At 40.0% G+C, this 26,549-nt stretch carries 24 protein-coding genes and 3 tRNA genes; 20 read left to right on the top strand and 7 right to left on the bottom strand.

Annotation, left to right across the window (positions count from 1 at the left end; all coding sequences use genetic code 11):
- Positions 1-26 precede the first annotated feature (26 nt).
- Positions 27-1,199 carry an iron-dependent methanol dehydrogenase gene (gene mdh, locus AAC851_RS04585; protein ID WP_004638265.1) on the bottom strand — a complete coding sequence of 391 codons (1,173 nt, stop codon included), beginning with the start codon at positions 1,197-1,199 and terminating at the stop codon, positions 27-29.
- Positions 1,200-1,588: 389 nt separating this feature from the next.
- Here mdh and AAC851_RS04580 point away from each other — a divergent pair, with 389 nt between their 5' ends.
- Positions 1,589-4,054 carry an acyl-CoA dehydrogenase gene (locus AAC851_RS04580; RefSeq protein WP_340600572.1) on the top strand — a complete coding sequence of 822 codons (2,466 nt, stop codon included), beginning with the start codon at positions 1,589-1,591 and terminating at the stop codon, positions 4,052-4,054.
- A gap of 73 nt (positions 4,055-4,127) precedes the next feature.
- On the opposite strand, the gene AAC851_RS04575 is transcribed toward AAC851_RS04580, so the two are convergent.
- Entirely contained in the window at positions 4,128-4,550 is a 423-nt protein-coding gene (locus AAC851_RS04575) for an Lrp/AsnC family transcriptional regulator (protein WP_004638267.1), read from the bottom strand.
- Between the two features lie 224 nt (positions 4,551-4,774).
- Between AAC851_RS04575 and AAC851_RS04570 the strand changes: the two genes are divergently transcribed.
- The 11 genes from AAC851_RS04570 (at position 4,775) to AAC851_RS04520 (ending at position 17,934) form a co-directional block, all read left to right on the top strand.
- Positions 4,775-6,049 carry a Glu/Leu/Phe/Val family dehydrogenase gene (locus tag AAC851_RS04570; protein WP_340600571.1) on the top strand — a complete coding sequence of 425 codons (1,275 nt, stop codon included), beginning with the start codon at positions 4,775-4,777 and terminating at the stop codon, positions 6,047-6,049.
- A gap of 80 nt (positions 6,050-6,129) precedes the next feature.
- Positions 6,130-7,335, top strand: coding sequence for an aspartate aminotransferase family protein (locus tag AAC851_RS04565; protein WP_340600570.1), 1,206 nt, complete (start codon positions 6,130-6,132; stop codon positions 7,333-7,335).
- A gap of 21 nt (positions 7,336-7,356) precedes the next feature.
- Entirely contained in the window at positions 7,357-8,400 is a 1,044-nt protein-coding gene (gene astA, locus AAC851_RS04560; protein ID WP_320532486.1) for an arginine N-succinyltransferase, read from the top strand.
- Positions 8,400-9,869, top strand: coding sequence for a succinylglutamate-semialdehyde dehydrogenase (gene astD, locus AAC851_RS04555; protein ID WP_340600569.1), 1,470 nt, complete (start codon positions 8,400-8,402; stop codon positions 9,867-9,869). Before astA ends, astD begins: the two co-directional genes overlap by 1 nt.
- Positions 9,870-9,902: 33 nt before the next feature.
- Positions 9,903-11,243, top strand: a complete 1,341-nt coding sequence (gene astB / locus AAC851_RS04550; protein ID WP_125501919.1) for an N-succinylarginine dihydrolase — start codon at positions 9,903-9,905, stop codon at positions 11,241-11,243.
- A 95-nt stretch (positions 11,244-11,338) separates the two neighbouring features.
- Positions 11,339-12,313 carry a succinylglutamate desuccinylase gene (astE, locus tag AAC851_RS04545; protein WP_125501922.1) on the top strand — a complete coding sequence of 325 codons (975 nt, stop codon included), beginning with the start codon at positions 11,339-11,341 and terminating at the stop codon, positions 12,311-12,313.
- Positions 12,314-12,489: 176 nt separating this feature from the next.
- The gene (locus AAC851_RS04540; protein ID WP_125501924.1) at positions 12,490-13,980 is read left to right on the top strand and encodes an amino acid permease; all 1,491 of its coding nucleotides are present in this window, start codon (positions 12,490-12,492) and stop codon (positions 13,978-13,980) included.
- Between the two features lie 271 nt (positions 13,981-14,251).
- Entirely contained in the window at positions 14,252-15,952 is a 1,701-nt protein-coding gene (locus AAC851_RS04535; RefSeq protein ID WP_017396000.1) for an NAD-dependent malic enzyme, read from the top strand.
- 230 nt (positions 15,953-16,182) lie between these two features.
- Positions 16,183-16,590, top strand: coding sequence for a J517_1871 family lipoprotein (locus AAC851_RS04530; protein ID WP_407641391.1), 408 nt, complete (start codon positions 16,183-16,185; stop codon positions 16,588-16,590).
- A 75-nt stretch (positions 16,591-16,665) separates the two neighbouring features.
- Positions 16,666-17,283, top strand: a complete 618-nt coding sequence (locus AAC851_RS04525) for a MarC family protein (RefSeq protein ID WP_004638289.1) — start codon at positions 16,666-16,668, stop codon at positions 17,281-17,283.
- 135 nt (positions 17,284-17,418) lie between these two features.
- Positions 17,419-17,934 carry an acyl-CoA thioesterase gene (locus AAC851_RS04520; protein ID WP_004638290.1) on the top strand — a complete coding sequence of 172 codons (516 nt, stop codon included), beginning with the start codon at positions 17,419-17,421 and terminating at the stop codon, positions 17,932-17,934.
- A 125-nt stretch (positions 17,935-18,059) separates the two neighbouring features.
- Here the strand turns inward: AAC851_RS04520 and AAC851_RS04515 are convergent, their stop codons facing one another.
- On the bottom strand, positions 18,060-18,248 hold the full coding sequence (locus AAC851_RS04515) for a hypothetical protein (RefSeq protein WP_005081698.1): 189 nt from the start codon (positions 18,246-18,248) through the stop codon (positions 18,060-18,062).
- Positions 18,249-18,718: 470 nt separating this feature from the next.
- Here AAC851_RS04515 and AAC851_RS04510 point away from each other — a divergent pair, with 470 nt between their 5' ends.
- From AAC851_RS04510 to AAC851_RS04495, 4 genes are all read left to right on the top strand, one after another.
- Positions 18,719-19,735 (top strand): CobW family GTP-binding protein, encoded by a 1,017-nt coding sequence (locus AAC851_RS04510; RefSeq protein WP_340600568.1) that lies wholly within the window; start codon positions 18,719-18,721, stop codon positions 19,733-19,735.
- A gap of 60 nt (positions 19,736-19,795) precedes the next feature.
- The gene (locus tag AAC851_RS04505) at positions 19,796-20,326 is read left to right on the top strand and encodes a YaeQ family protein (protein WP_340600567.1); all 531 of its coding nucleotides are present in this window, start codon (positions 19,796-19,798) and stop codon (positions 20,324-20,326) included.
- Positions 20,327-20,361: 35 nt separating this feature from the next.
- Positions 20,362-20,703 carry an FKBP-type peptidyl-prolyl cis-trans isomerase gene (locus AAC851_RS04500; RefSeq protein WP_340600566.1) on the top strand — a complete coding sequence of 114 codons (342 nt, stop codon included), beginning with the start codon at positions 20,362-20,364 and terminating at the stop codon, positions 20,701-20,703.
- 390 nt (positions 20,704-21,093) lie between these two features.
- Entirely contained in the window at positions 21,094-21,489 is a 396-nt protein-coding gene (locus AAC851_RS04495; protein WP_026056310.1) for a hypothetical protein, read from the top strand.
- Positions 21,490-21,555: 66 nt separating this feature from the next.
- Here the strand turns inward: AAC851_RS04495 and AAC851_RS04490 are convergent.
- Positions 21,556-21,641, bottom strand: a tRNA-Leu gene (locus AAC851_RS04490).
- 198 nt (positions 21,642-21,839) lie between these two features.
- Here AAC851_RS04490 and AAC851_RS04485 point away from each other — a divergent pair.
- Positions 21,840-23,642, top strand: a complete 1,803-nt coding sequence (locus AAC851_RS04485) for an alkaline phosphatase D family protein (protein ID WP_340600565.1) — start codon at positions 21,840-21,842, stop codon at positions 23,640-23,642.
- A gap of 123 nt (positions 23,643-23,765) precedes the next feature.
- Here the strand turns inward: AAC851_RS04485 and AAC851_RS04480 are convergent.
- Both AAC851_RS04480 and AAC851_RS04475 read right to left on the bottom strand, forming a co-directional pair.
- Positions 23,766-23,851 (bottom strand) — tRNA-Leu (locus AAC851_RS04480).
- A gap of 8 nt (positions 23,852-23,859) precedes the next feature.
- Positions 23,860-23,933, bottom strand: a tRNA-Cys gene (locus tag AAC851_RS04475).
- Between the two features lie 152 nt (positions 23,934-24,085).
- Between AAC851_RS04475 and folD the strand changes: the two genes are divergently transcribed.
- From folD to AAC851_RS04460, 3 genes are all read left to right on the top strand, one after another.
- The gene (gene folD, locus AAC851_RS04470; RefSeq protein ID WP_005081710.1) at positions 24,086-24,934 is read left to right on the top strand and encodes a bifunctional methylenetetrahydrofolate dehydrogenase/methenyltetrahydrofolate cyclohydrolase FolD; all 849 of its coding nucleotides are present in this window, start codon (positions 24,086-24,088) and stop codon (positions 24,932-24,934) included.
- Positions 24,935-24,984: 50 nt separating this feature from the next.
- Entirely contained in the window at positions 24,985-25,653 is a 669-nt protein-coding gene (locus AAC851_RS04465) for a class I SAM-dependent methyltransferase (RefSeq protein ID WP_005081711.1), read from the top strand.
- A gap of 126 nt (positions 25,654-25,779) precedes the next feature.
- Positions 25,780-26,064, top strand: coding sequence for a GNAT family N-acetyltransferase (locus AAC851_RS04460; protein ID WP_109441244.1), 285 nt, complete (start codon positions 25,780-25,782; stop codon positions 26,062-26,064).
- Between the two features lie 56 nt (positions 26,065-26,120).
- Here the strand turns inward: AAC851_RS04460 and AAC851_RS04455 are convergent, their stop codons facing one another.
- Positions 26,121-26,543 carry a hypothetical protein gene (locus AAC851_RS04455; protein WP_004638300.1) on the bottom strand — a complete coding sequence of 141 codons (423 nt, stop codon included), beginning with the start codon at positions 26,541-26,543 and terminating at the stop codon, positions 26,121-26,123.
- Positions 26,544-26,549: the final 6 nt, after the last annotated feature.

Genomic DNA, 26,549 nt, shown 5'->3' with positions numbered 1-26,549 from the left:
TGGCTTACTTTTGAGAGGAAATAAATTTAAAGTGCAGCTTTGAAAATCTCAACCACTTGAGCGTGGGTGGCTTTACGAGGATTAGTTAACATACAGGCATCTTTTTGTGCATTTTCAGCCATGATGGCAAGATCTTCGGTTTTCACACCAAGTTCGGTCAAACCAGAAGGAATACCAATCGAAGCGGATAGTTCTCGAATCGCATCAATTGCGGCGTATGCTGCTTCCGTTTCAGTAAAACCTTCCGTGTTGATCCCCATCAATTCTGCAATTTTTGCATAACGGTCTTGGCAAGCAATCAGGTTGAATTCGCAAACATGGGGTAAAAGCACCGCATTACATACGCCATGTGGAAGATTATAGAAACCACCTAGTTGATGTGCCATTGCATGCACATAACCGAGAGAAGCATTGTTAAATGCCATACCCGCTAAATATTGTGCATAACTCATGGCATCACGCGCTTCAATATTTTCACCATTGGCAACAGCAGGGCGTAACCATTGACTAATCATACTAATCGCTTTTTCTGCACAAGCATCAGTAATCGGATTTGCAGCGGTAGAAACATAAGCCTCGACGGCGTGGGTTAATGCATCCATCCCAGTTGCAGCAGTTAAACCTGCAGGTTTAGCGACCATGAGTTTAGGATCATCAATCGCGATCAGCGGCGTACAGCGCCAATCAACGATTGCCATTTTGACATGGGTGTCAGTATTGGTAATGATACAGAAACGGGTCATTTCAGAGGCTGTTCCTGCCGTAGTATTGATTGCGATGAGTGGTGTCATTGGCACGGTACTTTTATCAATACCTTCATAATCACGTATATGCCCACCACCAGCGGTGACTAAGCCAATGCCTTTGGCGCAATCATGTGAAGAGCCGCCGCCGAGAGAAACAATAAAATCACAACCATTGTCGTTATATGCTTGTACACCATTGTGGACATTGATATCGGTTGGGTTTGGTTCAGCACCTGCAAAGATATGGCTATCAACACCAGCATTTTTTAAATATTCTGAAATAGTTGCCGCCACACCAAATTTAAATAAGCCTTCGTCGGTGACAATGAGTGCTTTTTTAGCACCAAGATTTTGAGCTTTGATTCCAATTTCTTTGGCACAGCCAGGTCCAAAAAGTGAGACGCAAGGGATATAAAAACCGTTAGTTTGATCTGCAATATTCTTAAAAGCCATGGAGCGATTCCTTCTTCCATAATCCATTGTTTGTTATGCAGTGATTTCATCACTGTAGGCTTAGTATGCAGGGGGTGAAAATTTTTCCTACCTACCAAATACCTACCAAACGATGTCAGATAGTAGAATCATGATTTGATTATGAAAGTTTTAAAAAAAGATATGATTTTGGAATGAATCGCACTCAAAGTTAATGATTATGCAACAAAGCCTTTCATCTCTATGCGGTTATGTAATATTTAGTAGTTTATCCTGAAAATAAAAAAACGCACTGTACAATCAAAATTCACTCTTTTTTCACACTTAACTTAATACGTTAAAAAATATAGTAAAGCATAAATATTTAATCACATTTCTTCTTAATTCAAGTTGAAGGCAAAGGAGTAACCATGACTCTATTATTGATATTGCTTAGCTTGTTGATTCAGTTTGCTGTGTTGTGGGCTGTATTTTATTTCAAACTAAATCAAACAATTGGTAGTCTCGTTTCTGTTGCAGTTGCAGTCATCTGTGCTGTGTTTATTACACCGTGGAGTTTATTGGTTGGTATACCGATTATTCTAATGAGTATCGTGATATTAATTCCTGCACTACGTGAAGCACTGATTAGTCGCCCCGCATTTAATCTTCTCTCAAATGCGATGCCAAGTATGAGTACGACAGAAAGAGAAGCGTTAGAAGCAGGTACCAGTTGGTGGGAAAAAGAGCTATTTATGGGGGAGCCTGATTGGGAGAAATTTGATCAATATCCTTATCCAAAGCTTTCAACTGAAGAACAATCTTTTTTAGACAATGAAGTTGAGCAACTGTGTTCAATGCTAGATGAATGGCAAATTCATCATCACCAAAAAGATTTGCCGCCAGAAGTTTGGCAATTTATTAAAGATAAAGGGTTTCTTGGTTTAATTATTCCAAGAACATTCGGTGGTAAAGAGTTTTCCGCTTTTGCGCAAAGTCGCATTATGAGTAAGATTGCGTCACGATCTTTAACCGCAGCAGTAAGCTGTATGGTCCCTAACTCTTTGGGTCCGGGCGAGTTGTTGTTGCACTACGGAACCACTGAACAGAAACAGCGTTATTTGCCGGGTTTAGCTGATGGTACAGAAGTGCCTTGTTTTGGTTTAACCAGTCCTGAAGCGGGTTCTGACGCAGGTGCAATTCCAGATACAGGTATCGTGTGTTATGGAAACCATGATGGTCAAGAAGTCCTTGGTTTAAAAATGAATTTTTCTAAACGCTGGATTACTTTGGCTCCTATAGCAACCGTGATAGGTCTGGCGTTTAAGCTCTACGATCCAGATGGCTTGTTGGGAGATAAAAACAAAGTTGAATATGGAATTACGTGTGCCTTAATTCCGTCCAGCCATGAAGGAATTAAAATCGGGGCAAGACATCATCCCGGTGCCCCTTTTATGAATGGTACGGTTGAAGGGACTGATATCTTTATCCCGATCGACTGGATTATTGGTGGTCAAGAGAATGCTGGTAAAGGCTGGCGTATGTTGATGGAGTGTCTCGGTGTTGGACGCGGCATTTCATTGCCTGCATTAGCGACGGCTGCAGGGGAGATGGGTTATCTTTTAGTGGGTGCTTTTGCGAGTATCCGACAACAATTTAAAATCTCCGTTGGGCATTTTGAGGGTGTACAAGAAGCGACCAGTGATATTGCCAGTGATGCTTATATGCTGGAATCATTTAGATATCTAGTGACATGTGGACTCAATCAGGGTGGAACGCCAGCAGTAATGACTGCCATGGCGAAGTATTACGCTACCGAAACCATGAGAAAAGTGATTAATCATGGTATGGATGTGGTCGGTGGTCGTGCAATTCAGCTTGGACCACGTAACTTTCTTGCGTTGACCTATCAGTCTATTCCAGTGGCTATCACGGTTGAAGGTGCCAATATTTTGACACGTTCATTGATGATTTTTGGTCAAGGTTCGATGAGATGTCATCCATACTTGTTTGAAGAATTGCAATTGTTGCAATCAGAAGATAAAGCGGCGGCACTTAAACAATTTAGTCCATTGTTGTTTAAGCATTTGGCTTATACCTTTAATCGTGGTGCCAAAGCGGTGGCATTTGCTATCACGGGTGGATCTCGTGAAGGCTCTAAGCAAGCTGACGATTTTTCAAAACCGTATTATGCGGTGATCAATCGAATGAGTGCTGATTTTGCACTGACCGCAGATATGGCATTGGGTATTTTAGCTGGTGATTTGAAACGTAAAGAAATGCTTTCTGGACGCTTGGCGGATATCCATTCGCATCTATTTATTGCGACAGCGATTTTAAAATACTATGAAAATGGTCAACGCACAGCGTCTGATCAAAAACATGCTGAATTGGCATTGAATAAGGCCTTGTTTAATGCACAGGAAGCATTTTTCGGATTTTATGACAACTTCCCAATGAAAATTGCCGCGAAGTTGGTGAAATTGGTATGTTTCCCATTTGGTCGCCCAATTGCTAAACCATCTGATCAGTTGAAGCAGGACGTGGCTCAATTGCTGTTACAGGAAACGCCATTTAGAGCAGAGCTGAAAAAACATGTGTATTACAACACTGATGAAAGTGATGTGATGGGGCGCATGGAGTCTACTTTCCAAATGTTGTTAGCAATACAACCGCTTTGGAATAAGTTTAAAAAAGCAGAATCCAAAGATCAGTTTAAAGGGCTGTCATTTGAGGAGCATATTGCAGATGCCGTTGCTGTCGGTTTTATTAATACCACAGAGGCAGAACAGCTGTTGAAATACAATGCTCAACGTTATGACAGTATGCTGACGGATGTTTTTGATGAACATTTAGAAAAGGATCTGCCCTTAGAAAATCCACATTTAAAAACTTAGTCTAAATTAACATTGGAGCTACCAAGCCGTTTGATGCCATATCGTATCAAGCGGCTTTTCACTTGATAGGGACTTAAGTTTTATATGTAGAAAGTAAAATACTGGTTTCACTATTGTAAATCCCTGAAATATTGCGGATACGTTCAAGTGCCTTATCGAAGTTGATTAAACTGTCAGATTCTAACTCCACCAAAATGTCCCATTTACCATTGGTGGTATGTAAGCGTTCAACGGCGGATTCTAAGCGTAGTTCACGTATTACAGCTTGGGCTTTGGTACCTTCCACCATAATGCTCATCCATGCTCGAATCACATTTCTTTCAGCGTTGGGACGAAAGCGAATGGTATAGCCTGTAATGACACCCGTAGATTCCATGTATTCAATGCGCTTTTGCACAGTTGCTCGTGAGACACGTGCTTTGGCCGCCAAGTCGGTAATGGACATGCGTGCATTGTCTTTCAGTAATCCTAGAATAATATGATCTATATTGTTCATTTTGATATTTTCTATGCGCAAATTGATAAAAATTAATTCATTTTAATCATTAAAAGCAATTTTGTGAATCAATTTGATTCTTAATAATAATCAGTATATGAAGCCCAAAACATTTTTTGCGTGATGTGGCTGCGCAGAATGTGCATCAGGGATGAAAGGGCAGGAAACCCTAAATAAAAAGGGAATCTGAAAAAAACAGGGATAATTGATTAATTAAGGAACAGATGATGTCTTTATCATATACGGATCAAAATAGCGGTGCTTGGCAAACCTATCTCACTCAAATTGATCGAGTGGCGCCATATCTTGACGCAGACCTAAGCAATTTTATTAATACGTTGAAAACGCCTAAGCGTACATTAATCGTTGATGTTCCTATTGTCATGGATGATGGTTCGATCCGTCATTTCGAAGGTTATCGTGTTCAACACAATTTATCTCGCGGTCCTGGTAAAGGCGGTATTCGTTATCATCAAGATGTTGAGCTCAATGAAGTCATGGCCTTATCTGCATGGATGACCATTAAAACCGCCGTACTTAATCTCCCATTTGGTGGTGCAAAAGGTGGTATCCGGGTCAATCCAAAAGAATTGTCTCCGCGTGAGTTAGAGCGTTTAACGCGCCGTTTTACCAGTGAAATCAGTCCAATCATTGGTCCTCAAATTGATATTCCAGCGCCAGATGTTGGTACCAATGCCAACATTATGGGTTGGATGATGGACACCTATTCAAGTATTAAAGGTCATACAGTTACAGGTGTAGTGACGGGCAAACCTGTGCATTTAGGTGGTTCTCTAGGTCGTGTACGTGCGACAGGTCGTGGTGTATTTGTGACTGGTTTAGAGGTTGCAAAGCGTATTGGCTTAACGATTGAAGGCAGCAAAGTTGCTGTACAAGGCTTTGGTAATGTGGGTAATGAAGCCGCTTATTTATTTAGTCATGCAGGCGCGAAAGTGGTGTGTGTACAAGATCATACAGGCACGATTTTTAATGCAGATGGCTTAAATGTAAAAGCACTACAAAAGCATGTCACTGAGCAAGGTGGTGTCATGGGGTTTGCTGAGGCAACAGTCATTTCGAACGATGAATTCTGGGATGTCGATATGGACATTCTGATTCCTGCGGCATTAGAAGGTCAAATTACGGTTGAACGTGCTCAGAAACTAAAAGCCAAAATCGTATTGGAAGGTGCCAATGGTCCAACTTATCCAGAAGCAGATGATGTGTTCATCACACGAAATATTGTCGTGGTCCCAGATGTGATTTGTAACGCTGGTGGTGTGACCGTCAGTTATTTCGAATGGGTTCAAGACATGGCGAGTTATTTCTGGACTGAAGATGAGATCAATGAACGCCTCGATAAATTAATGATTCAAGCAACGGCAGATGTTTGGGAAATCGCACAGCATAAGGCATGTAGTTTACGTACTGCTGCTTATATTTTGGCATGTGAGCGTATTTTAAAAGCACGTAAAGAACGCGGTATTTTCCCAGGTTAATAAATTTAGTACATCAGCTTTAAACTGGGCTGTGAAGTTTAAAAACAGCCCAATGATCAAACAGGAAGTGAGTAAATAAAATGAGTAATGTCACGATTACACGTAGCAACTTTAATGACTGGATGGTTCCGGTTTTTGCACCAGCAAATTTCATTTTAGTGCGTGGTGAAGGCTCTCGTCTGTGGGATCAAAATGATAAAGAATATGTTGATTTTGCAGGTGGAATTGCCGTCAATGCATTAGGACATGCACATCCTGTTGCAGTCAACGCCTTAACTGAACAAGCACAGAAGCTTTGGCATATTGGCAATGGCTATACCAATGAACCGGTTTTACGCCTTGCGAAACAATTAGTGGATAGTACCTTTGCAGATAAAGTATTTTTCTGTAACTCGGGTGCAGAAGCCAACGAAGCCGCATTAAAACTGGCTCGAAAAATTGGTTTGCTCAGCGGCAATCCTAACAAAAAGAATATCGTTGCATTTAAAAATGCTTTTCACGGTCGTACCTTATTTACGGTTACGGCAGGCGGTCAACCGAAATATTCACAAGATTTTGCGCCATTGCCTGAAGGTATTGAACATACCGCATTCAATGATTTAGAAGCTGCGAAAGCAGTGATTAATGACAATACCTGTGCGGTGATTGTTGAACCAATCCAAGGTGAGGGTGGTGTTGTTCCTGCTGATCTTGAGTTCTTAAAAGGTCTACGTACGCTGTGTGATGAAAAAGGTGCAGTGCTGATTTTTGATGAAGTACAAACTGGTGTTGGTCGTACAGGTTCGCTCTACGCTTATATGAATACAGGGGTAACGCCAGATATTTTAACCACCGCAAAAGCATTGGGTGGTGGTTTCCCAATTGGTGCCATGATTACAACAGATAAATACGCCAATATGTATGCGGTGGGTGATCACGGTACAACCTATGGTGGTAATCCATTGGCCTGTGCTGTTGCTGGCGCTGTATTTGAGTTCATCAATACGCCTGAAGTCCTAGAGGGTGTGAAACAACGTCATCAATATTTCGTAGATGCATTAAATAAATTGAATGCTGAATATGATTTGTTCAAGGAAATTCGTGGTCAAGGCTTATTGATTGGTTGCGTTCTTAAAGATGAATATGCAGGTAAAGCAAAAAACATCGTGACCTTGGCAGGTGAAGAAGGTCTTTTAGCACTCGTTGCTGGCGCAGATGTGGTGCGTTTTACGCCATCATTGATTATCTCTCAGCAAGATATTGATGAAGGTCTAAGTCGTTTTGCTCGTGCTTTAGCACGTCTTTAATCTATTTGTGAGCATCTAACCATGATGATTGTTAGACATGCAGCGCATCGGGACTTAGATGATATTTATCGTTTAGCGCAACGAGCAGGAGAGACAGGCATTGGTCTGACCTCCTTGCCACGTAATAAAGAAATCTTGGCTGAACGTATTACACGAACAGCCAATACCTTGGCTGGCTTAGCTGAGAAGTCAGACGAGAGCTATTTATTTGTACTTGAGGACACCAGTCTACAAAAAATTGTGGGGGTGAGTGCGATTGAAGTTGCGGTGGGTTTAAACGAACCATTCTATAACTTCCGTGTGGCAACACAGGTGCATGCCTCGAAAACCTTAAATGTATATAAGGCTTTAGATACTTTGTTTCTGAGTAATGACCATACGGGTTGTAGCGAACTGTGTACGTTATTCCTTGATCCTGATTATCGTAAAAATCAAAACGGCAAATTTTTATCAAAGGTACGCTTTCTCTTTATCGCCGCATTTCAGTCGCACTTTAAAGCAAGACTGATTGCGGAGATGCGTGGTTATTCTGATCAAAATGGACATTCACCATTTTGGGATGCCTTGGGATATCACTTCTTTAATATGGATTTTGCGACCGCAGATTATTTGAGTGGAATCGGACAGAAAGTCTTTATTGCTGAATTGATGCCAAGATTTCCGGTTTATGTGGATTTATTACCCGCCGATGCTCGTGCAGTCATTGCGGAAGTTCATCCTCAAACCCTTCCTGCTGCGAAAGTATTGATGTCAGAAGGGCTTCAATATCAAGGCTATGTCGATATTTTTGATGCGGGGCCAACCTTAGAGGCCAATACTGCCGATCTACGTGCAGTCAAAGAAAGTCGTTTACTCACAGTCAAAATCACTGAGCAAATTGAAACGACAGATATTCACTATTTGGTTGCCAATGACCAATACCAAGATTATTGCGTGCTGTTAATCAATAACTGTGTCTCTGAGGACGATACTTTAATGATCACACCAGCACAAGCTCAAGCACTCCATGTTAGCGAACAGGACGAAGTGCGAGTTTTAGCATTAGATAAAATGGAGAATCACTAATGTCACAAGGTGCATTATTAATCAATGGTGCTTGGGTACAGGGAAAAGGTGCAAGCTTTATTAAAACCAATCCTGTGAGCAATCAACAGATTTGGGCGGGTCACGAAGCCAATGTTGTTGATGTTGATACAGCGTGTGCGGCAGCAAGAGACGCTTTCCCTGCATGGGCACGACTTGGATTAGAGCAACGCATTGCTATTATTGAACGTTTTGCAAGTTTACTTGAACAAAATAAAAATCAACTGGCTCAAGTGATTAGTCAAGAAACCAGTAAACCACTTTGGGAAACCTTGACTGAAGTCCAATCGATGATTGGGAAAGTCGCGATTTCAATTCGTGCTTATCATCAACGTACGGGTTTTAGTGAAACTGAAATGCCAGATGGCATCGCATCATTGCGTCATCGTCCTCATGGCGTACTCGCTGTATTTGGTCCCTATAATTTCCCTGGGCATCTCCCGAATGGTCATATCGTACCTGCATTAATTGCGGGTAATACGGTGGTATTTAAGCCAAGTGAGCTTACGCCATGGACAGCAGAAGAAACTGCAAAATTGTGGCAACAGGCTGGATTACCAAAGGGTGTGCTCAACCTTGTGCAAGGTGGTCGCACCACAGGTGAGGCTTTAGCTGCTGCTGAACAAATTGACGGTTTACTGTTTACAGGTAGCGCCAACACTGGCTATCACTTGCATAAACAAATGGCAGGTGCACCTGAAAAAATTCTAGCCCTTGAGATGGGCGGAAATAATGCCTTAATTATTGATGAAGCAACGGATATTGATGCAGTGGTGAATCTAGCCATCCAATCCGCTTTCGTGTCTGCGGGACAGCGTTGTACCTGTGCACGCCGCATTATTGTAAAACATGGTGCCAATGGTGATGCATTCATTCAACGTTTTGTTGAAGTCGCAAAAAACTTAGTGATCGGTGCTTGGGATGCAGAACCACAACCATTTATGGGTGGGGTAATCTCAGCGCATGCAGCAGATCAAATGATGGCAGCACAAAGCAAACTGATTGCTTTGGGAGCAAAGCCATTACTTGAAATGACCCGTCCTCAAGCTGACAGTTCATTACTTACCGCTGGCATCTTAGATGTGAGTGAAGTGAATGCAATCCCAGACGATGAATACTTTGGTCCTTTGACGACGATCTATCGTTATCACGATTTTGATGAAGCACTCAAAATCGCCAATAATACACGTTTTGGTTTAGCTGTAGGTTTGGTTTCTCCTGATCGTGAATTATTTGATCGAGTATTGATCGAAGCACGAGCTGGCATTGTGAACTGGAATAAACCATTAACTGGCGCATCGAGTGCTGCTCCATTTGGCGGTGTCGGTGCATCGGGTAACCATCGTGCAAGTGCATTTTATGCAGCAGATTATAGTGCGTGGCCGATGGCTTCACTGGAAAGTGATCACGTTACACTACCTTCAAAATTATCACCGGGCATTGTGCTCTAAGTTAAATCGTGCCGTGACGATATGGAGAAAAAAATGTCAGGTTATGAAATCAATTTTGATGGCTTGGTTGGACCAACTCACCATTATGCAGGTCTTTCTTTTGGTAATGTTGCTTCAACAAAAAACCGTAATAATGCATCGAATCCTAAATTAGCAGCCAAACAAGGCTTAATGAAGATGAAAGCCCTTGCGGATTTAGGGCTTAAACAAGGGGTGTTTGCTCCACAAGAGCGTCCACATGTTCCAACCTTACGCCGTTTAGGTTTTACAGGCAGTGATATTGAGGTGATTGCACAGGCAATGCGAACAGCACCTGCATTATTATCTTCACTCAGTTCAGCATCTTCTATGTGGACTGCAAACTCATGCACCGTGTCACCATCGGCTGATAGCGCGGATGGACGTGTACATTTTACAGCCGCAAATCTAAATAATAAGTTCCATCGCTCAATTGAGCATCATACGACAACGCGAATTCTTAAAGCGATGTTCGATAATGATATATATTTCGCGCATCATGAAGCCTTACCAGATGCAGCACTATTTGGTGATGAGGGAGCAGCCAATCATAACCGTCTTGGCGGTGGATATGAGCAGAAGGGCGTTCAAGTTTTTGTTTACGGACAGCAACAGCTCGGTGGTACGGTTGCGCCGAAGAAATTCCCTGCACGTCAAACTCGTGAAGCGAGTGAGGCGATTGCACGTTTACATCGTTTAGATGCAAAACGGACGGTATTTATTCAACAGAATCCTGACGTGATTGATCAAGGTGTATTTCATAATGATGTGATAGCGGTCAGCAACCAACAGGTACTTTTCCATCATCAACATGCGTTTTTGAATCAAACACAAGCCTTGGATGAAATTCACCAGAAAATGGCAGGGATTGAACAAGAGTTTATTTCGATCGAAGTCCCTGAAAACCGTGTGACGGTTGAGGATGCTGTTGCGACATATTTATTCAATAGCCAAATTTTGACACGCGCAGATGGTGGGATGAGTATCGTTGTACCTGAAGAGTCTCATCAAAACAAAGCGGTTTGGAGCTATTTGAATGACATGATTCAGATGGGCACGCCTATTGATGACATCAAGGTGTTTGATCTGCGTGAAAGTATGCGTAATGGCGGTGGACCAGCATGTTTGCGTTTACGTGTTGCGGTCAATCAAAAAGAGTTAGCAGCAGTTAATCCAAATTTATTTATGAATGACGACCTGTTTAAAACACTCAATCAATGGGTAGATCAACATTATCGTGATGAATTAACGCAGGATGATTTAGCTGATCCAAGTTTGTTGATTGAGAGTCGTACAGCATTAGATAAATTAACCAAAATTTTAGGTTTAGGGTCGGTTTATCACTTTCAACGCTAATCTTCGTAGTTAAAAGATTGATATGGATTTTCCTCAAATCCGAATGCTCACCATGGTATTGGATTTGAGGTGGTTAAACGAGGGAGTGATGGCATATGGTTGATCTACTAGAGTTGACTCTTGCGCAGCAAACACCTGAACACACTCAAGGTGAAACAGCTGAATTTACTTGGCAATGGCTCGGTGAAGGGGTGTTGGTCTGTACGCCTAAAACACACTATAACAAAGCCATCATACTGTCTGCCGGTGTGCATGGGAATGAAACGGCGCCTATTGAATTACTTGCAAAGATGATTCAAGACTTGTTTGCATGTCGTTTGCGTTTAACAGAACGGGTACTTTTTGTTTTTGGCAATACGCAAGCGATTCGCAAAGGTGTGCGTTATTTGGAAAATGATATGAACCGCATGTTTTGTGGTGCTTATCAGCAATTAACGATGGATGATGAAACCCAACGGGCTGCACTGCTAGAGCAAGTCACAACGCAATTTTTTCAACAAAGCAATGTTGATGCCCAACGCTATCATTATGATTTGCATACGGCAATTCGAGCATCATTACTTCCTGTCTTTGCTTTATTTCCTTATCAAACGCAACCTTACGATGATTTTCTGATTGAAAGTCTCAATGCTGCCGATCTTGATGCTTTGGTCTATCACAATGCTGTGGGTAAAACCTTCACACATTTTACCGCTGCGCATTTTCAGGCCGCGAGCAGTACTTTGGAGTTGGGTAAGGCCAAGCCATTTGGTCAAAATAACTTAGCTGAGTTTTCAGCGATTGATCAAGTGCTTCGCGCTGTAATTACAGGTGGAGTTTTACCTACACGACAAAAAACAACCATTCGCCAATTTAAGGTTGTGGATTCAATTTTAAAGCAAAGTGAAAACTTCCAACTACAGCTCGATGCAGCTGCCCCTAATTTTTCAACCTTTCATAAAGGCGATGTAATCGCGATGCAAGCGGCTGGAAATTATATTGCACATGATCAACAGGTTTGGATTTTGTTTCCAAATCCGAATGTGAAAATTGGATTAAGGGCAGGGCTCATCCTCAAAGAAATGATGTAGATAAAAATCAGTCTTAATATTAAAAGCGGTTCAAGGAAACGATGTACATGGAGTTTGAATATGGATATTCAGTAGAAACAAATTATTGAAAAATGAAGGATTCTCTTAATCATCTTTTTTAAAAATCGAAACAGCAAGGACAAGTTGTCATAAGAATACAATTGGAGTAATTGTGTATGAGTAATAACAATGAGAAGACATTTCTGACTGGAGATGTCTTGAGTGGGGACTATGCACCCCAGCAAGAATCATCTCAGCAATCGAATGTTTCATCATCTGGTGTGGTGGTTGGACAACCATTAAAACGAGCTATGACCAAGCGTCATTTGGTGATGCTCTCATTAGGTGGCGCGATTGGAACAGGACTGTTTCTTGGATCGGGAGATGTCATTTCTCAAGCTGGGCCTTTTGGGGCTGTTTTAGCTTACTTACTCGGTGGTGTTATTGCCTATATGGTGATGTTATGTCTCGGAGAGTTGGCTGTACACATGCCTGTTTCTGGGGCTTTTGGTGAATACGCTCGCACCTATATTGGTCCGGGTACAGGTTACATGGTGACTTGGTTGTATTGGTTGACATGGACTGCCACCCTCGGTACAGAATTTACTGCCGCGGCATTGCTTATGCAGGAATGGTTTCCTTCGGTTTCGATGTGGATATGGACATTAATATTTGCAGGTTTAGTTTTTGCACTCAATGTGAGTTCGACTCGTTTTTTTGCTGAGTCAGAGTTTTGGTTATCACTTGTTAAAGTGTTGACGATTATTTGCTTTATTGGTTTGGGGCTTGTGGCGATCTTTGGTTTTATTCCTTATCAAGGTCATGAATCAGCGCCATTGTTTAGTAAATTGACAGAACATGGTTGGTTCCCTCAAGGTATTTTTCCAATTTTTGCCACGATGCTGATCGTTAATTTTGCCTTTTCCGGCACTGAGTTGATTGGTGTCGCAGCGGGAGAAGCTGAGAATCCAGCTAAAACGGTCCCGAAAGCAATCAATGCTGCAATTTGGCGCTTACTGATTTTCTTTGTCGGTACGATAGTGGTGATTTGTGCCTTACTTCCATTTGAAATGGCAGGCCTCAATGCCAGTGGTATTAGTAGTAGCCCATTCGTTACGGTATTTAATTTTATTGGAATTCCGTATGCCGAAGATATTATTCGTTTTGTAATTATTACCGCATTACTTTCTGCAGCGAACTCAGGATTGTTTGCTGCATCTCGCATGATGTGGTCGCTCTCCATTCAAAAACAATTACCTAAAGTGTTTTCTACGCTCACTGCTTCGGGTACACCGATTATTGCGATTGTAGTCACCATGTTCGGTGCAATTCCTGGACTATTATCAGAGCATTTCGCACCAGAAACGATTTTTAAGAACTTGTTGGGTGTCGCTGCATTTACCATGGTTGTGGTATGGATTACGATTTGTATTAGTCAATTTAACTTCCGTCGACAATGGATCAAATCAGGTAAAACCGTTAAGGATCTGAAATTTGCTGCGCCATTGTTTCCTTTGACACCGATTTTAGGTGGCGTATTCTGCGTGATTACTTGCTTGAGTATGGTGGCTGATCCATCAATGCAAGTTGGTTTTGTCTGCTGTCTATTATTCATCATTGCATGTTATGCAAGTTACTATTTCTTTTATAAGGATAAATTGTCTTAAATGACACCATTATACTCAAGTACGTATACGTGAGATAAGATTTTAACGTATGCGTACTTTGCTAGTTAAACTTTTGCACCATTGTAACTTCATTTTGGACTTTATTTTGCCATACTATTTAGTCTCTAAATAATGATGCACTTTATATACAACCAGATAAATACAGTTTCAGAGCTTGATTAGTGTAAATTATTACAAGGCCAAAGTTCAGTGATGGATGGACTTGAGCAATGAAGATTAGATATTTGACGGTGAAGTGAACGAGTACGGTATGACAGTAAATCCAATTAAAATCAAAAAACCTTTGTATATCCCTTATGCTGGAAACGCGCTTTTAGAATTACCTTTGTTAAATAAAGGTTCTGCTTTTACTGAAGACGAACGTGAACGATTCAATTTACATGGTTTGATCCCTAACAATATTGAAAATATTGAAGAACAGACACAGCGTTCGTATCAGCAGTATTTATCTTTTGGCAGCGACTTAAATAAACATATTTATTTAAGAAACATCCAAGATACCAACGAAACGCTTTTTTATAATTTATTAAGTCAACATTTAGATGAAATGTTGCCCATTATCTATACCCCTACTGTAGGCGAGGCTTGTCAACGCTTCTCTGATATTTATCGTCGTCATCGCGGTATTTTTATTTCTTATGGTGAGAAAGAATATATCGATCAAATTATCCATAATGTGAATAAGCGTAATGTTAAAGTTATCGTGATCACGGATGGTGAGCGCATTCTCGGTTTGGGGGATCAAGGGATCGGCGGTATGGGGATTCCGATTGGAAAGCTGTCGCTATATACAGCATGTGGTGGGATTAGTCCTGCCTATACATTGCCGATCACCATTGATGTGGGAACCAATAACCAAGCATTATTAAATGATCCGATTTATATGGGGTTGAAGAGTCCGCGGATTACAGGTGAGGAATATTACCAGTTTGTAGAAAAAATTATTTCTGCAATTCGTAAACGCTGGCCTAATGTGCTTATCCAGTTTGAAGATTTTGCGCAACATAATGCGATGCCTTTACTTAATCAGTATCGTGACAGGATTTGTTGCTTTAATGACGATATTCAAGGTACGGCAGCAGTCACCGTTGCGACACTGATTGCAGCTTCACGTGCACAAGGTAAACAACTTAAAGATCAGACTATTACCTTTGTTGGTGCAGGTTCTGCAGGTTGTGGTATTGCTGAGCATATTGTACGACAAATGATCGATGAAGGCTTAAGCGATCATGAGGCGCGTTCACGGATTTTTATGGTGGATCGCTTTGGTTTGATGACTGATCAACAAGCAAATTTATTAGATTTCCAGAAAAAATTGGCAACCCCAGTCGCTGCGATTCAATCATGGGAAGGATTTAGTGACAATATTGCCTTGTTGGATGTGGTGAAGAATGCCAAACCGAGCATTTTGATTGGCGTATCTGGACAGGCTGGATTATTTAGCGAAGAAGTGATTAAGACTTTAGCTAAATATTATAAGCATCCAATTATCTTGCCATTGTCGAATCCAACCTCCCAAGTTGAGGCGCAACCTAAAGATATCATTGAATGGACACAAGGTTCAGCAATTGTAGCAACAGGTAGTCCGTTTGCCCCTGTGTATTATGAAGGCAAACCTTATTCGATTGCACAATGCAATAACTCATATATTTTCCCTGGGATTGGACTGGGTGTGCTCGCTTGTGGAGCGACACATATTAGTGACTCAATGTTAATGGCGGCTAGTACCGCTCTGGCAGATTGTTCTCCTCGATTGAAAAATCCAGCAGCTGATTTGTTGCCAAATATCAATGATATTCAACAGGTTTCAAAGTTTATTGCCTTTAAAGTAGCAAAAGCAGCGATGGCAGATGGCTTGGCTGTTCCAATGAGTAATGATCTACTCAAGACGGTGATCGATGATAACTTCTGGACACCTGAATATCGTCATTATCGTCGGGTAACCTTCTAATCCCTTTTTTTAATTTATACTGCCTTTCGAAAGGAGGGCAGTGACTAAATTAAATCTTAGAATCGAATCTTGAAGAAACTTTAATTACTTATTTCAGTTAAATAAAATCGGTATTGCAAGAACAGTTACACATCCCATACCCGGTGTATACATACCCTACAATTTATACCGCTTTCGGCTATGGGAAAATAATTGTAATTGTTTGCTTTTTTATTATTTGGGTGTTGGTTGTGAAGTATATTTTTTTATCAAGTATTTTGTTTTTTGGACTTGTCGGCTGTACTTCGATTACGACAATGTCATCTGAGCAATTTAATCAACTTAGCACGACACAACTTCCATTTTCTGGCAATTGGTCAGGGCAAGTCGGAGAAGCATCCGCGGTACTACATTTAAATCGTCAAGGCCATGGAAAACTTTGTATTGATAATAGCAAAGAAGTCATGTCGTACCGAGTAAAATTAGTGAATGACGTGCTTTATAGCGATCAAGGTCTAAAGTTTAACGTAAAATCGATCAATGCATCACAAGCCAATCTGCATATGCGTATGCTCGGATTGGGTGTAACATTTGAATTAAATAAAGATGATGCATTAAACAATGTAACGTCTAATTGTAAAACGTTTATAAATTCCTAAACGATTTAGTGTCTATTCATCTAATCTGTCAAAATCTAAAATCATTTAACCTTTGCTGCCAATAAAGAGTTATTTATGTTATCAGCGCACGTTCATGCATTTGCTTTATTTTTCTCATTGCTAAATCCTTTCCTAATGAGTGTTTATATGGTGGGGATGATTCGCAATACCGATGCTAAGATATTTAACAAGGCCTTGATTCAGGGGAGTTTTATTGCTTTAGCTGTATTTATATTGTTTGCTTGGGGTGGGGAAAGTATTTTTAGTCGTTATTTGAATGTGCGTTTTGAATCATTCCAAATCTTTGGTGGTTTAATCTTTTTGGTCATTGGCTATCGTTATGTATTCCAAGGTGCGGAAACAATTGGTGAAATGCGCGGTGCGCCCGAACATCTTGCTGGAACTATTGCGATGCCATTTATGATTGGCCCAGGAACGATTAGTGCTGCTGTTGTTACAGGGGTTACTGTGCCTTTTATTAGCGCGGTTGCTGTGATTACACTCACTTTATTTTTGACCTGTAGTATTTTGATTTTAATGAAATATGGGCATGATCATTTACGATATAAACATGCCAAATACATCGACCGCTATTTTGATATTGTTGGTCGTTTATCTGCATTGCTGATTGGTACGATTGCGGTAGATATGATTGTCAATGGAGTAACAGGTCTTATCCAATCAACACAATAAAAAAATAGATAATTGAAACATCGATTTTAGGGATTAAATTGAGAGACTAAATCAATGAAATTTAGTCTCTCTTTCTACTAATTATGGCGCATAATATTCAATAAGAAAGAACGCTTTTTTTGTGAGTCCTTGTCTATGAATCCATTAGACCAAATGAATCAAATTCCTGATGATCAATCAGAGCTCACGATGTCAGTACTGATGACACCTGACATGGCCAACTTTTCAGGCAATGTTCATGGTGGTGCGATTCTAAAGTTGTTGGATCAAGTGGCGTATGCATGTGCCAGTCGTTATTCAGGAAGTTATGTTGTTACGCTGTCAGTAGATAAAGTAAATTTCAAAGAACCTATTTATGTGGGTGAGTTGGTCACATTCTTGGCAAGTATCAACCATGTAGGACGTACCTCAATGGAGGTCGGGATCCGAGTGGAAGCACAAAATATTCAAGATCGTACGATACGACACACCAATACTTGCTATTTCACAATGGTTGCGGTCGATGAGGAGCGTAAACCGAAACAAGTTCCGCCTTTAAACTTAAACACAGACTGGAAACGTTGCCGTTTTGAGGCCGCTGAACAACGCAAAGAAATGCGTTTACAAGAGGTGCATCAGCCTTCATGTAGTATTTTTAAGTCCTCTTCTTAAAAATGATATCTATAAAAAAGATCGAACCGCAGCATGGTTCGATCTTTTTTTTGTTTATTATGAAATAGGGTCAAATCATAATAAACCGATTTAAAAGCAGAGGTAAGTTTTAAATCTATGTCGTATTAGTTTGCAACTGGTGCTGATGCTGGAGCAGCTTCACTTGATGCATCAGTAGCTGGTTGTTCTTGAGTAGAAACAACAACACGCTCGTCAGTCTGAGCTTCAGTTTGCACTTCATCAGCAGTTGCAGCGAAAGTTGTAGCCGCAGCAAGTGTAAGTGTTGTCGCAAGAAGAGTTTTGATAAGTTTCATTGTTGGCATCCTTAATTTCAGTTTCAATAAAAACAGCCTAAATTTGTAGATTAACCACGAATCTAGACATGTGCTCCATGCTATGTGCCAAAGTTCATTGCGGCAATGTTCTTAACAATCTATTACGTTGATCTTAACAATTCGCAAAGTTACTCATGTTTATGTACTTACTCTGTAAACCCTGAGCAAAGAATTCAGAATTAAAATGTATGAAAATATGTTTTTTTGGATAAAAAATAAACTAATTATTTACGCAGATTAAACATTTAATAAGAGTTGATAAGATTAACTTAATTGGATAATTCATTTATATTTTAATTTTAAATATGGATATTAGATCGCTAATGTGATTTATATCACTTTATTCTTTATTAATGTGGTTATTTTAAAGTTTGTAATTTTGAGAGGAAAATTTTATTTCTACAATTTTCCGCATTACAATTCCTTAAATTCTTATTCTTGAGTATGTCGTGAAAATTATTGCTCGCAAAGCAGTTCCAACTCATATTATTTCTGGTTTTTTAGGGGCGGGTAAAACCACGCTATTGCAGCATTTATTGACCCAAAAACCGAAAAATGAGGTTTGGGCAATTCTCATGAATGAATTTGGGCAAATTGGTGTTGATCAACAACTGATCACACAGCAGTCAGGTTATGCAGTCAAGGAATTATTAGGTGGCTGCTTGTGTTGCAGTAGTCAGTTGCCTATGCAGATCGCGTTATCTCGATTACTGAGTGAAAGTAAACCAGATCGACTGTTTATTGAACCAACTGGGTTGGGGCATCCAGCGCAACTTTTGGAGCAGTTGACTGAACCACATTGGCACAGTAGCTTGGATATGCGTGCATTGGTGGTCGTGGTTGATGGTAGCCGTTTACATGACAAACCATGGGTGCAACAGCATCTTTATACCGATCAATTAAAGGCTGCACAAGTCGTTGTAATTTCGCACAAAGACGGTATGAATGATGATGATCAGCAAGCCTATATTCAATTAAAACAAGAATATCAAACTTATGTGCAGTCTTGGATTGAAGCTGAAAATGGGCAAGTTCCACTTTTACAGCTTGATTTACCTTTAGTGCCAGTGCAACGAAAAATTCAGCCGTTACTGCGTCAGCAAATGACTCAGCAAAATGAGAGCGAGACGCAAGAAATCAAACAGCTCCCTTATCATTATGTAGAAACAGCTCAAGGCTATACCGTAGCTGGATGGAAATTTCCGAAACGATGGCAATTCAAGTTTTATGATGTCTTAGATCTATTATGTACACAACAGGATTGGATTCGAATCAAAGCAATCTTTTATACCGATCAGGGCTGGAAAAGTTTTAATTTTAATCCTGAGCAATTCAATTATAAATCTACAGAGGAAAGTATTGATAATCGAATCGAAGTAATTATTCAGGATTCAGTTCAACATGATTGGTTATTATTTGAAACGCAGTTGTTGGCTTGTCGCGTAGATGGCTTAGAATCAATATGAATCTCCGCATTTGTTGAGCAAAATAGAGTATGCTTAGCGCCAAATTTGAGGACATGATTCATGGCGCTAAAAGCAACAATATATAAGGCAGATCTTAATATTGCCAATATGGATGATCACATTTACGCGGATTATCAACTAACACTTGCTCAACATCCTTCAGAAACCATCGAACGTTTAATGGTTCGTATTTTGGCTTATGCTCGTTATGCTGATGAGCAATTAGAATTTACCAAAGATCTATTTGAAACAGATGAGCCTGCTTTATGGCAGAAGGACTTAACGGGTTTATTAGAAAAATGGATTGAAGTAGGTTGTCCTTCTGAAGATAAAGTCAAAAAGGCAAGTGCACGATGCAAACGTGTTGCGGTTGTTACCTATGGAAGCCAAGCGCAAGATTGGTGGCAAAAAAACACTAAAATCAAAACATTGACGAATGTTGAGGTTTGGCAATTAGCACCAGAAACCAGTGAAGCTTTAGAGAAATTGTGCGAGCGAACGATGCAATTGCAACTCAATATTATGGATGGAGAGTGGACATTGTTAAGTGACAAAGGTCAAGTCGACATTCAGTGGCAACAATTGCAATAATTTTCGATAGTATTAATGTCGTTTGGAGAGATGAAATGAGTGCAGAGTTACAGATTATTGATCTGAAAGTTGGTGAAGGTAAAGAAGCCGTCAAGGGGGCATTAATTACCACACACTACACTGGATGGTTGGAAGATGGAACACAGTTTGATTCCTCACTTGATCGTGGAAATTACTTTGAAACAGTGATCGGCACAGGACGTGTAATCAAAGGCTGGGATCAAGGCATTATGGGAATGCGGGTCGGTGGAAAACGTAAATTGATCGTACCTGCATATCTTGCGTATGGTGAGCGTAAGATGGGAAAAATTATTCCTGCCAATTCAAATCTAATTTTTGAAATTGAGCTTTTTGATGTGAAAACTCGCGACGAATAGCTTGTCTGATCGTTGATCGACATTACGTGATTTAGTTTCATGATGATTCTAAATCACGTTAAAAATCATAAATATAAGTTTAAAAAAAGCGATACCGATTATTTTTATACAAGATTATGATTTTACATAATTTTTCATTTATCTGATTTTTATCACAGCCTAAGAAAAAAAGATTGATTCTATAAAATTGGCTATATATCTTTGAGATTAAAGAGCAAATTTTTTAAATGATAATAACTTGCCTAAAATCAACAGTTCTGGTCTTTCAAAAAAATTGCTCATAAAGTTGTAATCAACGTGTGGTCCACAAACGCTGAAGGCAATTTAGATTATAAAAATGCGGTATTAAGCCAACAAGTCATAAAAAATTTTGAATGGGTAGAACAATATATGAATGATTATTTGGATATCACGGCATCTGAGCTATTGAGAGAATTACATCACTTCTTCTTGATTGATACTTATGATGGTGCTGAAACAGGTTTTTGGGTGAATGAAAAAGCATTAATTGATAAACATTATTGGCTTGATGGTGAGCATAAAGTTGAAATTGTCAGAGAACAAAGTGCAACCCATTTACATGCCCAACATAGTTATCGAATTACTTTATTGAATCAGGATGAAGGCGATGTTGTTTTATTAAATTATGATGGGGTAAACAAAAAGGTACTTACTTTTCGGCGCGGGGAGTGGGTAAATCGCATGTATAAATATTTTTATCAAAAAGAACGCCATTATTTACAACAGCTTGCTGAGCATCCCAATTTTCAAGTGATTGATTATTAAATTTTAGACATAAAAAAACCAGCTTACGCTGGGATTTTTTAGCACCAAACTTCACTTGTTGAAGAATGGTGCCCGAGGCCAGACTCGAACTGGCACGCTTTGTGGGCGGGGGATTTTAAATCCCCTGTGTCTACCGATTTCACCACTCGGGCATGAGCGCAATAATAGAGGACACTTTAAAACTTGGCAAGTATAAAACTGATTGTTTGCTTTCTTTTCAATCAATTCATGTGTTTATCGGATAAAACTAGGTTGATTTTCATCATTTATTCATCAAATTGAGATCAAAGTTTCATATCAAAGACTTATTTTTAGCTATTTGTAGTGATAAAAACTAAGGTAGCTATCCAATGACAGCAAAAATTTCACGACGGGAACTGATTCAAAAAAGTTTATTTGGTTTTGGGGCTTTATCTTTATCTGCCAGTTTAACAGGATGTAATAACAGTTCAGATAAAGAAAACCATTCGCTGAAAGTCAGTTTTGAGCATGGCGTTGCAAGTGGTGATCCATTGCAGGATCGTGTCATTTTATGGACTCGATTAACGCCGAATGATGCGAGTGCACGTTTACAAGTGACTTGGCAGATTGCGTTAGATCAACAATTTAAACAAATCATCAAAACCGATATAGTCATCACCACAGCATCGGATGACTTTACGGTAAAAGTTGATGCGACGGGTTTGAAAGCGGACCAAAGTTATTTTTATCGTTTTATCTTTGGAGACAAGATTTCTCCTGTTGGGCAAACCAAGACTTTAGCTGTAAATACCTCAAAAGTAAGTTTTGCAGTGTGTTCTTGTTCTAACTATCCAGCAGGCTATTTTTATGTTTATCGTGAGATAGCAAAGCAAAACGTCGATGTGGTTATTCATCTTGGTGATTATATTTATGAATATGGTGCAGGTGAATATGCTTCAGAAGATGCTGTTCAATTAGGGCGAACCTTAGCTGCTGATAATAATCAGGAAATTATCAAATTAGATGATTATCGCAAACGCTATGCTCTATATCGTCAGGATCCAGATCTACAAGCAGTTCATCAACGCCATCCATTCATCGTGGTTTGGGATGACCATGAGTTAGCCAATGATGCATGGCGGGATGGGGCTGAGAATCATACAGAAGAAACATCGGAAGCAAAGAACGAAGGTAAGTTTTTAGAAAGAAAATTAGCAGCTCTACAGGCCTATTTTGAGTGGATGCCAATACGTCCTGTCGATAATCAACACACCAAAATTTATCGCCAGTTTGATTTTGGGGGGCTTGTCAATTTAATGATGCTAGATACGCGAATTATTGCGCGCGATAAGCAGTTGGACTATGCGAACTATATGACAGCGAATGGTTTGGATATTGCAAAATTCCAAGCAGATCTCACTAATCCAGCACGTACTCTAATGGGGGAAACTCAGCGTGAGTGGTTATTGGGGAGTAAAGAGAAAAATATCGTAGGTGTCTTGCAAAGCTCAACTGCAACATGGAATGTATTAGGCCAACAGATTTTAATGAGTAAAATGCAGATTCCTGCTGAGTTGTTATTTTCTTTGGCTGAGATTACTTCTGGTCAGCCAAGTGCCGATACATTAACCAAAATGCAAGCACAGATTAAAGAACTGGTCACTTTAAAGATGCGTTTAAAACAAGGTGATCCAACTTTAACGTTACAAGAAAAAGCACGTGTCCTAACGGTTGCACCTTATAACTTGGATGCATGGGATGGTTATTTTGCTGAGCGTGAAATTCTGTATGGTACTTTGGCACAATTAAAAAAGAAAATTGTTGTGTTAGCAGGGGATACGCACAATGCATGGTCGTCTAACTTATATAGTCAAGATGGCGCTTTTGTTGGTGTTGAGCTTGCAACCAGTTCGGTATCTTCACCGGGTATGGAAAAGTATCTCAATATTCCAACTGATCAACTACAACAATTTGAATTTGCATTTACGACCTTAATCGATGAGTTGAACTATTGTAATTTAAACCAGCGCGGTTATTTGATGGTTGAGTTTAATGAAGAAAAAGTTCACTCAGAATGGATTTTCGTTGATTCAATTAAAAAATCAGAATATCAAGTTGATACTGCTAGACACTATCAGTTGGATTTAGATTTGGATTTATTGCCGATTCAAACGAATCAGCAAGTCGCATAATCATTTGACTCGAAAAGCCAAGGCGTTGCACTTGGCTTTTGTTTTTTGATTTATTAAATTTCAGGTATAAAAAAACCAGCTTACGCTGGATTTTTATTGCACCAAACTTCAGTAGTTGAAGGATGGTGCCCGAGGCCAGACTCGAACTGGCACGCTTTGTGGGCGGGGGATTTTAAATCCCCTGTGTCTACCGATTTCACCACTCGGGCTTTACCAATGGAGGCGGAGGTCGGAATCGAACCGGCGTACACGGAGTTGCAGTCCGCTGCATGACCACTCTGCCACCCCGCCATCTCTTGGTGATGCACATATTAGCAATCTTTAGAAAAAAAACAATAGTGTTTCTAGCGAATATGCACATAAAAACAACATCTAAAAGAATATTGCTCAAATTATCATGTATTATTTACGCTATTGATTGATACCCACTTTGGAGATGCGCTGTGGCATTGGTTTTAGACGGTCGTGCATTAGCAACACAAATCGAAGCTGATTTGTTAGTACGTGTAGAAGCATTAAAAGCAAAATCGGGACGTACCCCAATTTTGGCAACAATCTTGGTTGGTGATGATGGTGCATCTGCAACTTATGTACGTATGAAAGGTAATGCGTGCCGCCGTGTTGGAATGGATTCACTTAAAGTAGAACTTCCAAAAGAAACAACCACAGAACAATTATTAGCTGAAATTGAAAAATTAAATGCAAATCCTGATGTACACGGTATTTTGCTTCAACATCCTGTTCCAGAACAAATTGATGAAAGAGCATGTTTCGATGCAATTTCATTAGAAAAAGATGTCGACGGCGTAACCTGTTTAGGTTTTGGTCGTATGGCGATGGGTGAGTCTGCTTATGGTTCAGCAACGCCAGCAGGTATCATGACGATTTTGCAAGAAAACAAGATTGAAATCGCAGGTAAACATGCGGTTGTTGTTGGTCGTTCAGCGATTTTAGGTAAACCAATGGCAATGATGCTATTACAAGCCAATGCTACCGTGACGATTTGTCATTCACGTACTCAAAACCTTCCTGAGCTGGTGAAGCAAGCTGATATTATTGTGGGTGCAGTCGGTAAGGCTGAATTAATTCAGAAAGACTGGATTAAACAAGGCGCGGTTGTTGTTGATGCTGGTTTCCATCCACGTGAAGGCGGTGGCGTAGGTGATATTCAATTAGTCGGTATTGAAGAAGTTGCATCAGCTTATACACCAGTTCCTGGTGGTGTAGGTCCGATGACGATTACCACATTGATTCGCCAAACAGTAGAAGCTGCTGAAAAGGCTTTAGGTTAATATTTTGACCCCTCTAATATAGAGGGGTTTTTTTCAAGAATTAAAGAACGATGAGCTGTACATTCCAATTTGCGAAAGCGCCTGAGCAATTGCTAAAAGCACTACACGAAGTTATTCCAAATACTGATTTATTGGCTCAACAACTGCCAGAAACTCCAATTTCCTTATGGTTGATTCCACCTGTATTTCCTACTGATCGCTTAGACGATGAGGTTATTCGACGAATTTGGAATGAAACACCGTATTGGATTTTTTGTTGGGCATCGGGTTTGGCGATGGCGCAATGGTTATTGGCAGAACCCCATCACGTCAAAGATAAAGTGGTGTTAGATTTTGGGGCAGGCTCAGGTGTTGTTGCAATTGCGGCAAAGATGGCAGGCGCAAAACGAGTTATTTGCTGTGACATTGATCAAGTGAGCTTAGCGTCATGTCGTGAAAATGCATTACTGAATAATGTCGAACTTGAATATTTAGATGATCTGTATAAATCTGAACAAGTCGATGTTTTGCTTGCAGCTGATGTTCTTTACGATCAGTGTAATCGCTTCTTTTTGGATGAGTTTTTAAAGTTCGCGCCTGAAGTCTGGGTTGCAGATAGTCGAGTGAAAAACTTTAGCCATCCACATTATATTAAGTTGGATGAGCGGAGTGCGACAACGTGGCCTGATTTAGATGAAGCCAAAGAGTTCAGAAATGTAAGCTTTTATCGAACTAAGTGATTGGCTCTACTTGATTTAAAATATCAAAACTCAACACAATCCTATGGTATAGCATGTTAAAACATGTAGTGATTTAGGTGATCTTATAATTACACCAAATCAAACAAAATAGAGCAGGAGAGTGGCATGGATATTCAGCAAACAGATGATGGCAAGCATGGTGTTTTTAAACTATTGGATGGTGAGGTGATCGCTGGCGAGATGGCTTATACATGGGCCGGCGAAGAAATGCTTATTATTGACCATACCGATGTGAATGAGAATTTCAGAGGACAAGGTGTTGGTCGTCAACTCCTTGATGCATTAGTTGAGTTTGTGCGTCAGCGTCAGGTCAAAGTTATTCCGCTGTGTCCTTTTGCAAAATCTGTATTTGATAAAGATCCATCTATTCGTGATGTATTAAAAGCATAAGTAAAATAGGATGTATTTAGTTCTGATCTATATACATCCAGTTTCTGATGAGTTAATTATGAGCAGGTATAGCGAACAACAGTTAGCGTTGTTGGTTTAGCTTCAAGTGCCTGACGAGTTGCATAGCCAGTCGTATTATTAAAATCTGGTGAGTTCGATAGACCAAAAGTTGCGCGACTGTTACCGAGCTGAACACCATATTGTTCTTGCTTGGTTGGGTTCATGATTTCATTGGTACTGAGAATGTTTAATTTATAATTTCTCTCTGCACCGAGCACTTGTTTACAGGCATGTTGGAGTTTTTTCTCATCTAGATTTGCATTGCCACGGGCAGAAAGTGTATATGCAATTGTTGCGGAAGTTGCTGTTTTACTTTCAATTTGATAACCCTTTTCACCATTATATTGATGTGAAGTGCTCTGACACGCAGTAATTAAAAGTGTACCGCCCACAATAAAAAGTAAATTGGTTTTTTTCATTTCAAT

Origin of the sequence: Acinetobacter sp. HZNU-JH01 (assembly GCF_037996845.1) — a bacterium.
Lineage (GTDB): Bacteria > Pseudomonadota > Gammaproteobacteria > Pseudomonadales > Moraxellaceae > Acinetobacter > Acinetobacter haemolyticus.
The sequence above is the reverse complement of the archived record's forward strand: the minus strand, read 5'-3'. Positions and strand labels throughout refer to the sequence as shown.

What these genes read in the sequence shown, in the direction of transcription:
- astB (WP_125501919.1), top strand. Translation starts at nt 9,903, where the DNA reads ATGTCAGGTTATGAAATCAATTTTGATGGCTTGGTTGGACCAACTCAC.
- AAC851_RS04460 (WP_109441244.1), top strand. Translation starts at nt 25,780, where the DNA reads ATGGATATTCAGCAAACAGATGATGGCAAGCATGGTGTTTTTAAACTA.
- AAC851_RS04485 (WP_340600565.1), top strand. Translation starts at nt 21,840, where the DNA reads ATGACAGCAAAAATTTCACGACGGGAACTGATTCAAAAAAGTTTATTT.
- AAC851_RS04525 (WP_004638289.1), top strand. Translation starts at nt 16,666, where the DNA reads ATGTTATCAGCGCACGTTCATGCATTTGCTTTATTTTTCTCATTGCTA.
- AAC851_RS04505 (WP_340600567.1), top strand. Translation starts at nt 19,796, where the DNA reads ATGGCGCTAAAAGCAACAATATATAAGGCAGATCTTAATATTGCCAAT.
- mdh (WP_004638265.1), bottom strand. Translation starts at nt 1,199, where the DNA reads ATGGCTTTTAAGAATATTGCAGATCAAACTAACGGTTTTTATATCCCT.
- AAC851_RS04565 (WP_340600570.1), top strand. Translation starts at nt 6,130, where the DNA reads ATGAGTAATGTCACGATTACACGTAGCAACTTTAATGACTGGATGGTT.
- AAC851_RS04540 (WP_125501924.1), top strand. Translation starts at nt 12,490, where the DNA reads ATGAGTAATAACAATGAGAAGACATTTCTGACTGGAGATGTCTTGAGT.
- AAC851_RS04515 (WP_005081698.1), bottom strand. Translation starts at nt 18,248, where the DNA reads ATGAAACTTATCAAAACTCTTCTTGCGACAACACTTACACTTGCTGCG.
- astA (WP_320532486.1), top strand. Translation starts at nt 7,357, where the DNA reads ATGATGATTGTTAGACATGCAGCGCATCGGGACTTAGATGATATTTAT.
- AAC851_RS04520 (WP_004638290.1), top strand. Translation starts at nt 17,419, where the DNA reads ATGAATCCATTAGACCAAATGAATCAAATTCCTGATGATCAATCAGAG.
- astE (WP_125501922.1), top strand. Translation starts at nt 11,339, where the DNA reads ATGGTTGATCTACTAGAGTTGACTCTTGCGCAGCAAACACCTGAACAC.
- AAC851_RS04455 (WP_004638300.1), bottom strand. Translation starts at nt 26,543, where the DNA reads ATGAAAAAAACCAATTTACTTTTTATTGTGGGCGGTACACTTTTAATT.
- AAC851_RS04535 (WP_017396000.1), top strand. Translation starts at nt 14,252, where the DNA reads ATGACAGTAAATCCAATTAAAATCAAAAAACCTTTGTATATCCCTTAT.
- AAC851_RS04500 (WP_340600566.1), top strand. Translation starts at nt 20,362, where the DNA reads ATGAGTGCAGAGTTACAGATTATTGATCTGAAAGTTGGTGAAGGTAAA.
- AAC851_RS04495 (WP_026056310.1), top strand. Translation starts at nt 21,094, where the DNA reads ATGAATGATTATTTGGATATCACGGCATCTGAGCTATTGAGAGAATTA.
- astD (WP_340600569.1), top strand. Translation starts at nt 8,400, where the DNA reads ATGTCACAAGGTGCATTATTAATCAATGGTGCTTGGGTACAGGGAAAA.
- AAC851_RS04570 (WP_340600571.1), top strand. Translation starts at nt 4,775, where the DNA reads ATGATGTCTTTATCATATACGGATCAAAATAGCGGTGCTTGGCAAACC.
- AAC851_RS04580 (WP_340600572.1), top strand. Translation starts at nt 1,589, where the DNA reads ATGACTCTATTATTGATATTGCTTAGCTTGTTGATTCAGTTTGCTGTG.
- AAC851_RS04575 (WP_004638267.1), bottom strand. Translation starts at nt 4,550, where the DNA reads ATGAACAATATAGATCATATTATTCTAGGATTACTGAAAGACAATGCA.
- AAC851_RS04465 (WP_005081711.1), top strand. Translation starts at nt 24,985, where the DNA reads ATGAGCTGTACATTCCAATTTGCGAAAGCGCCTGAGCAATTGCTAAAA.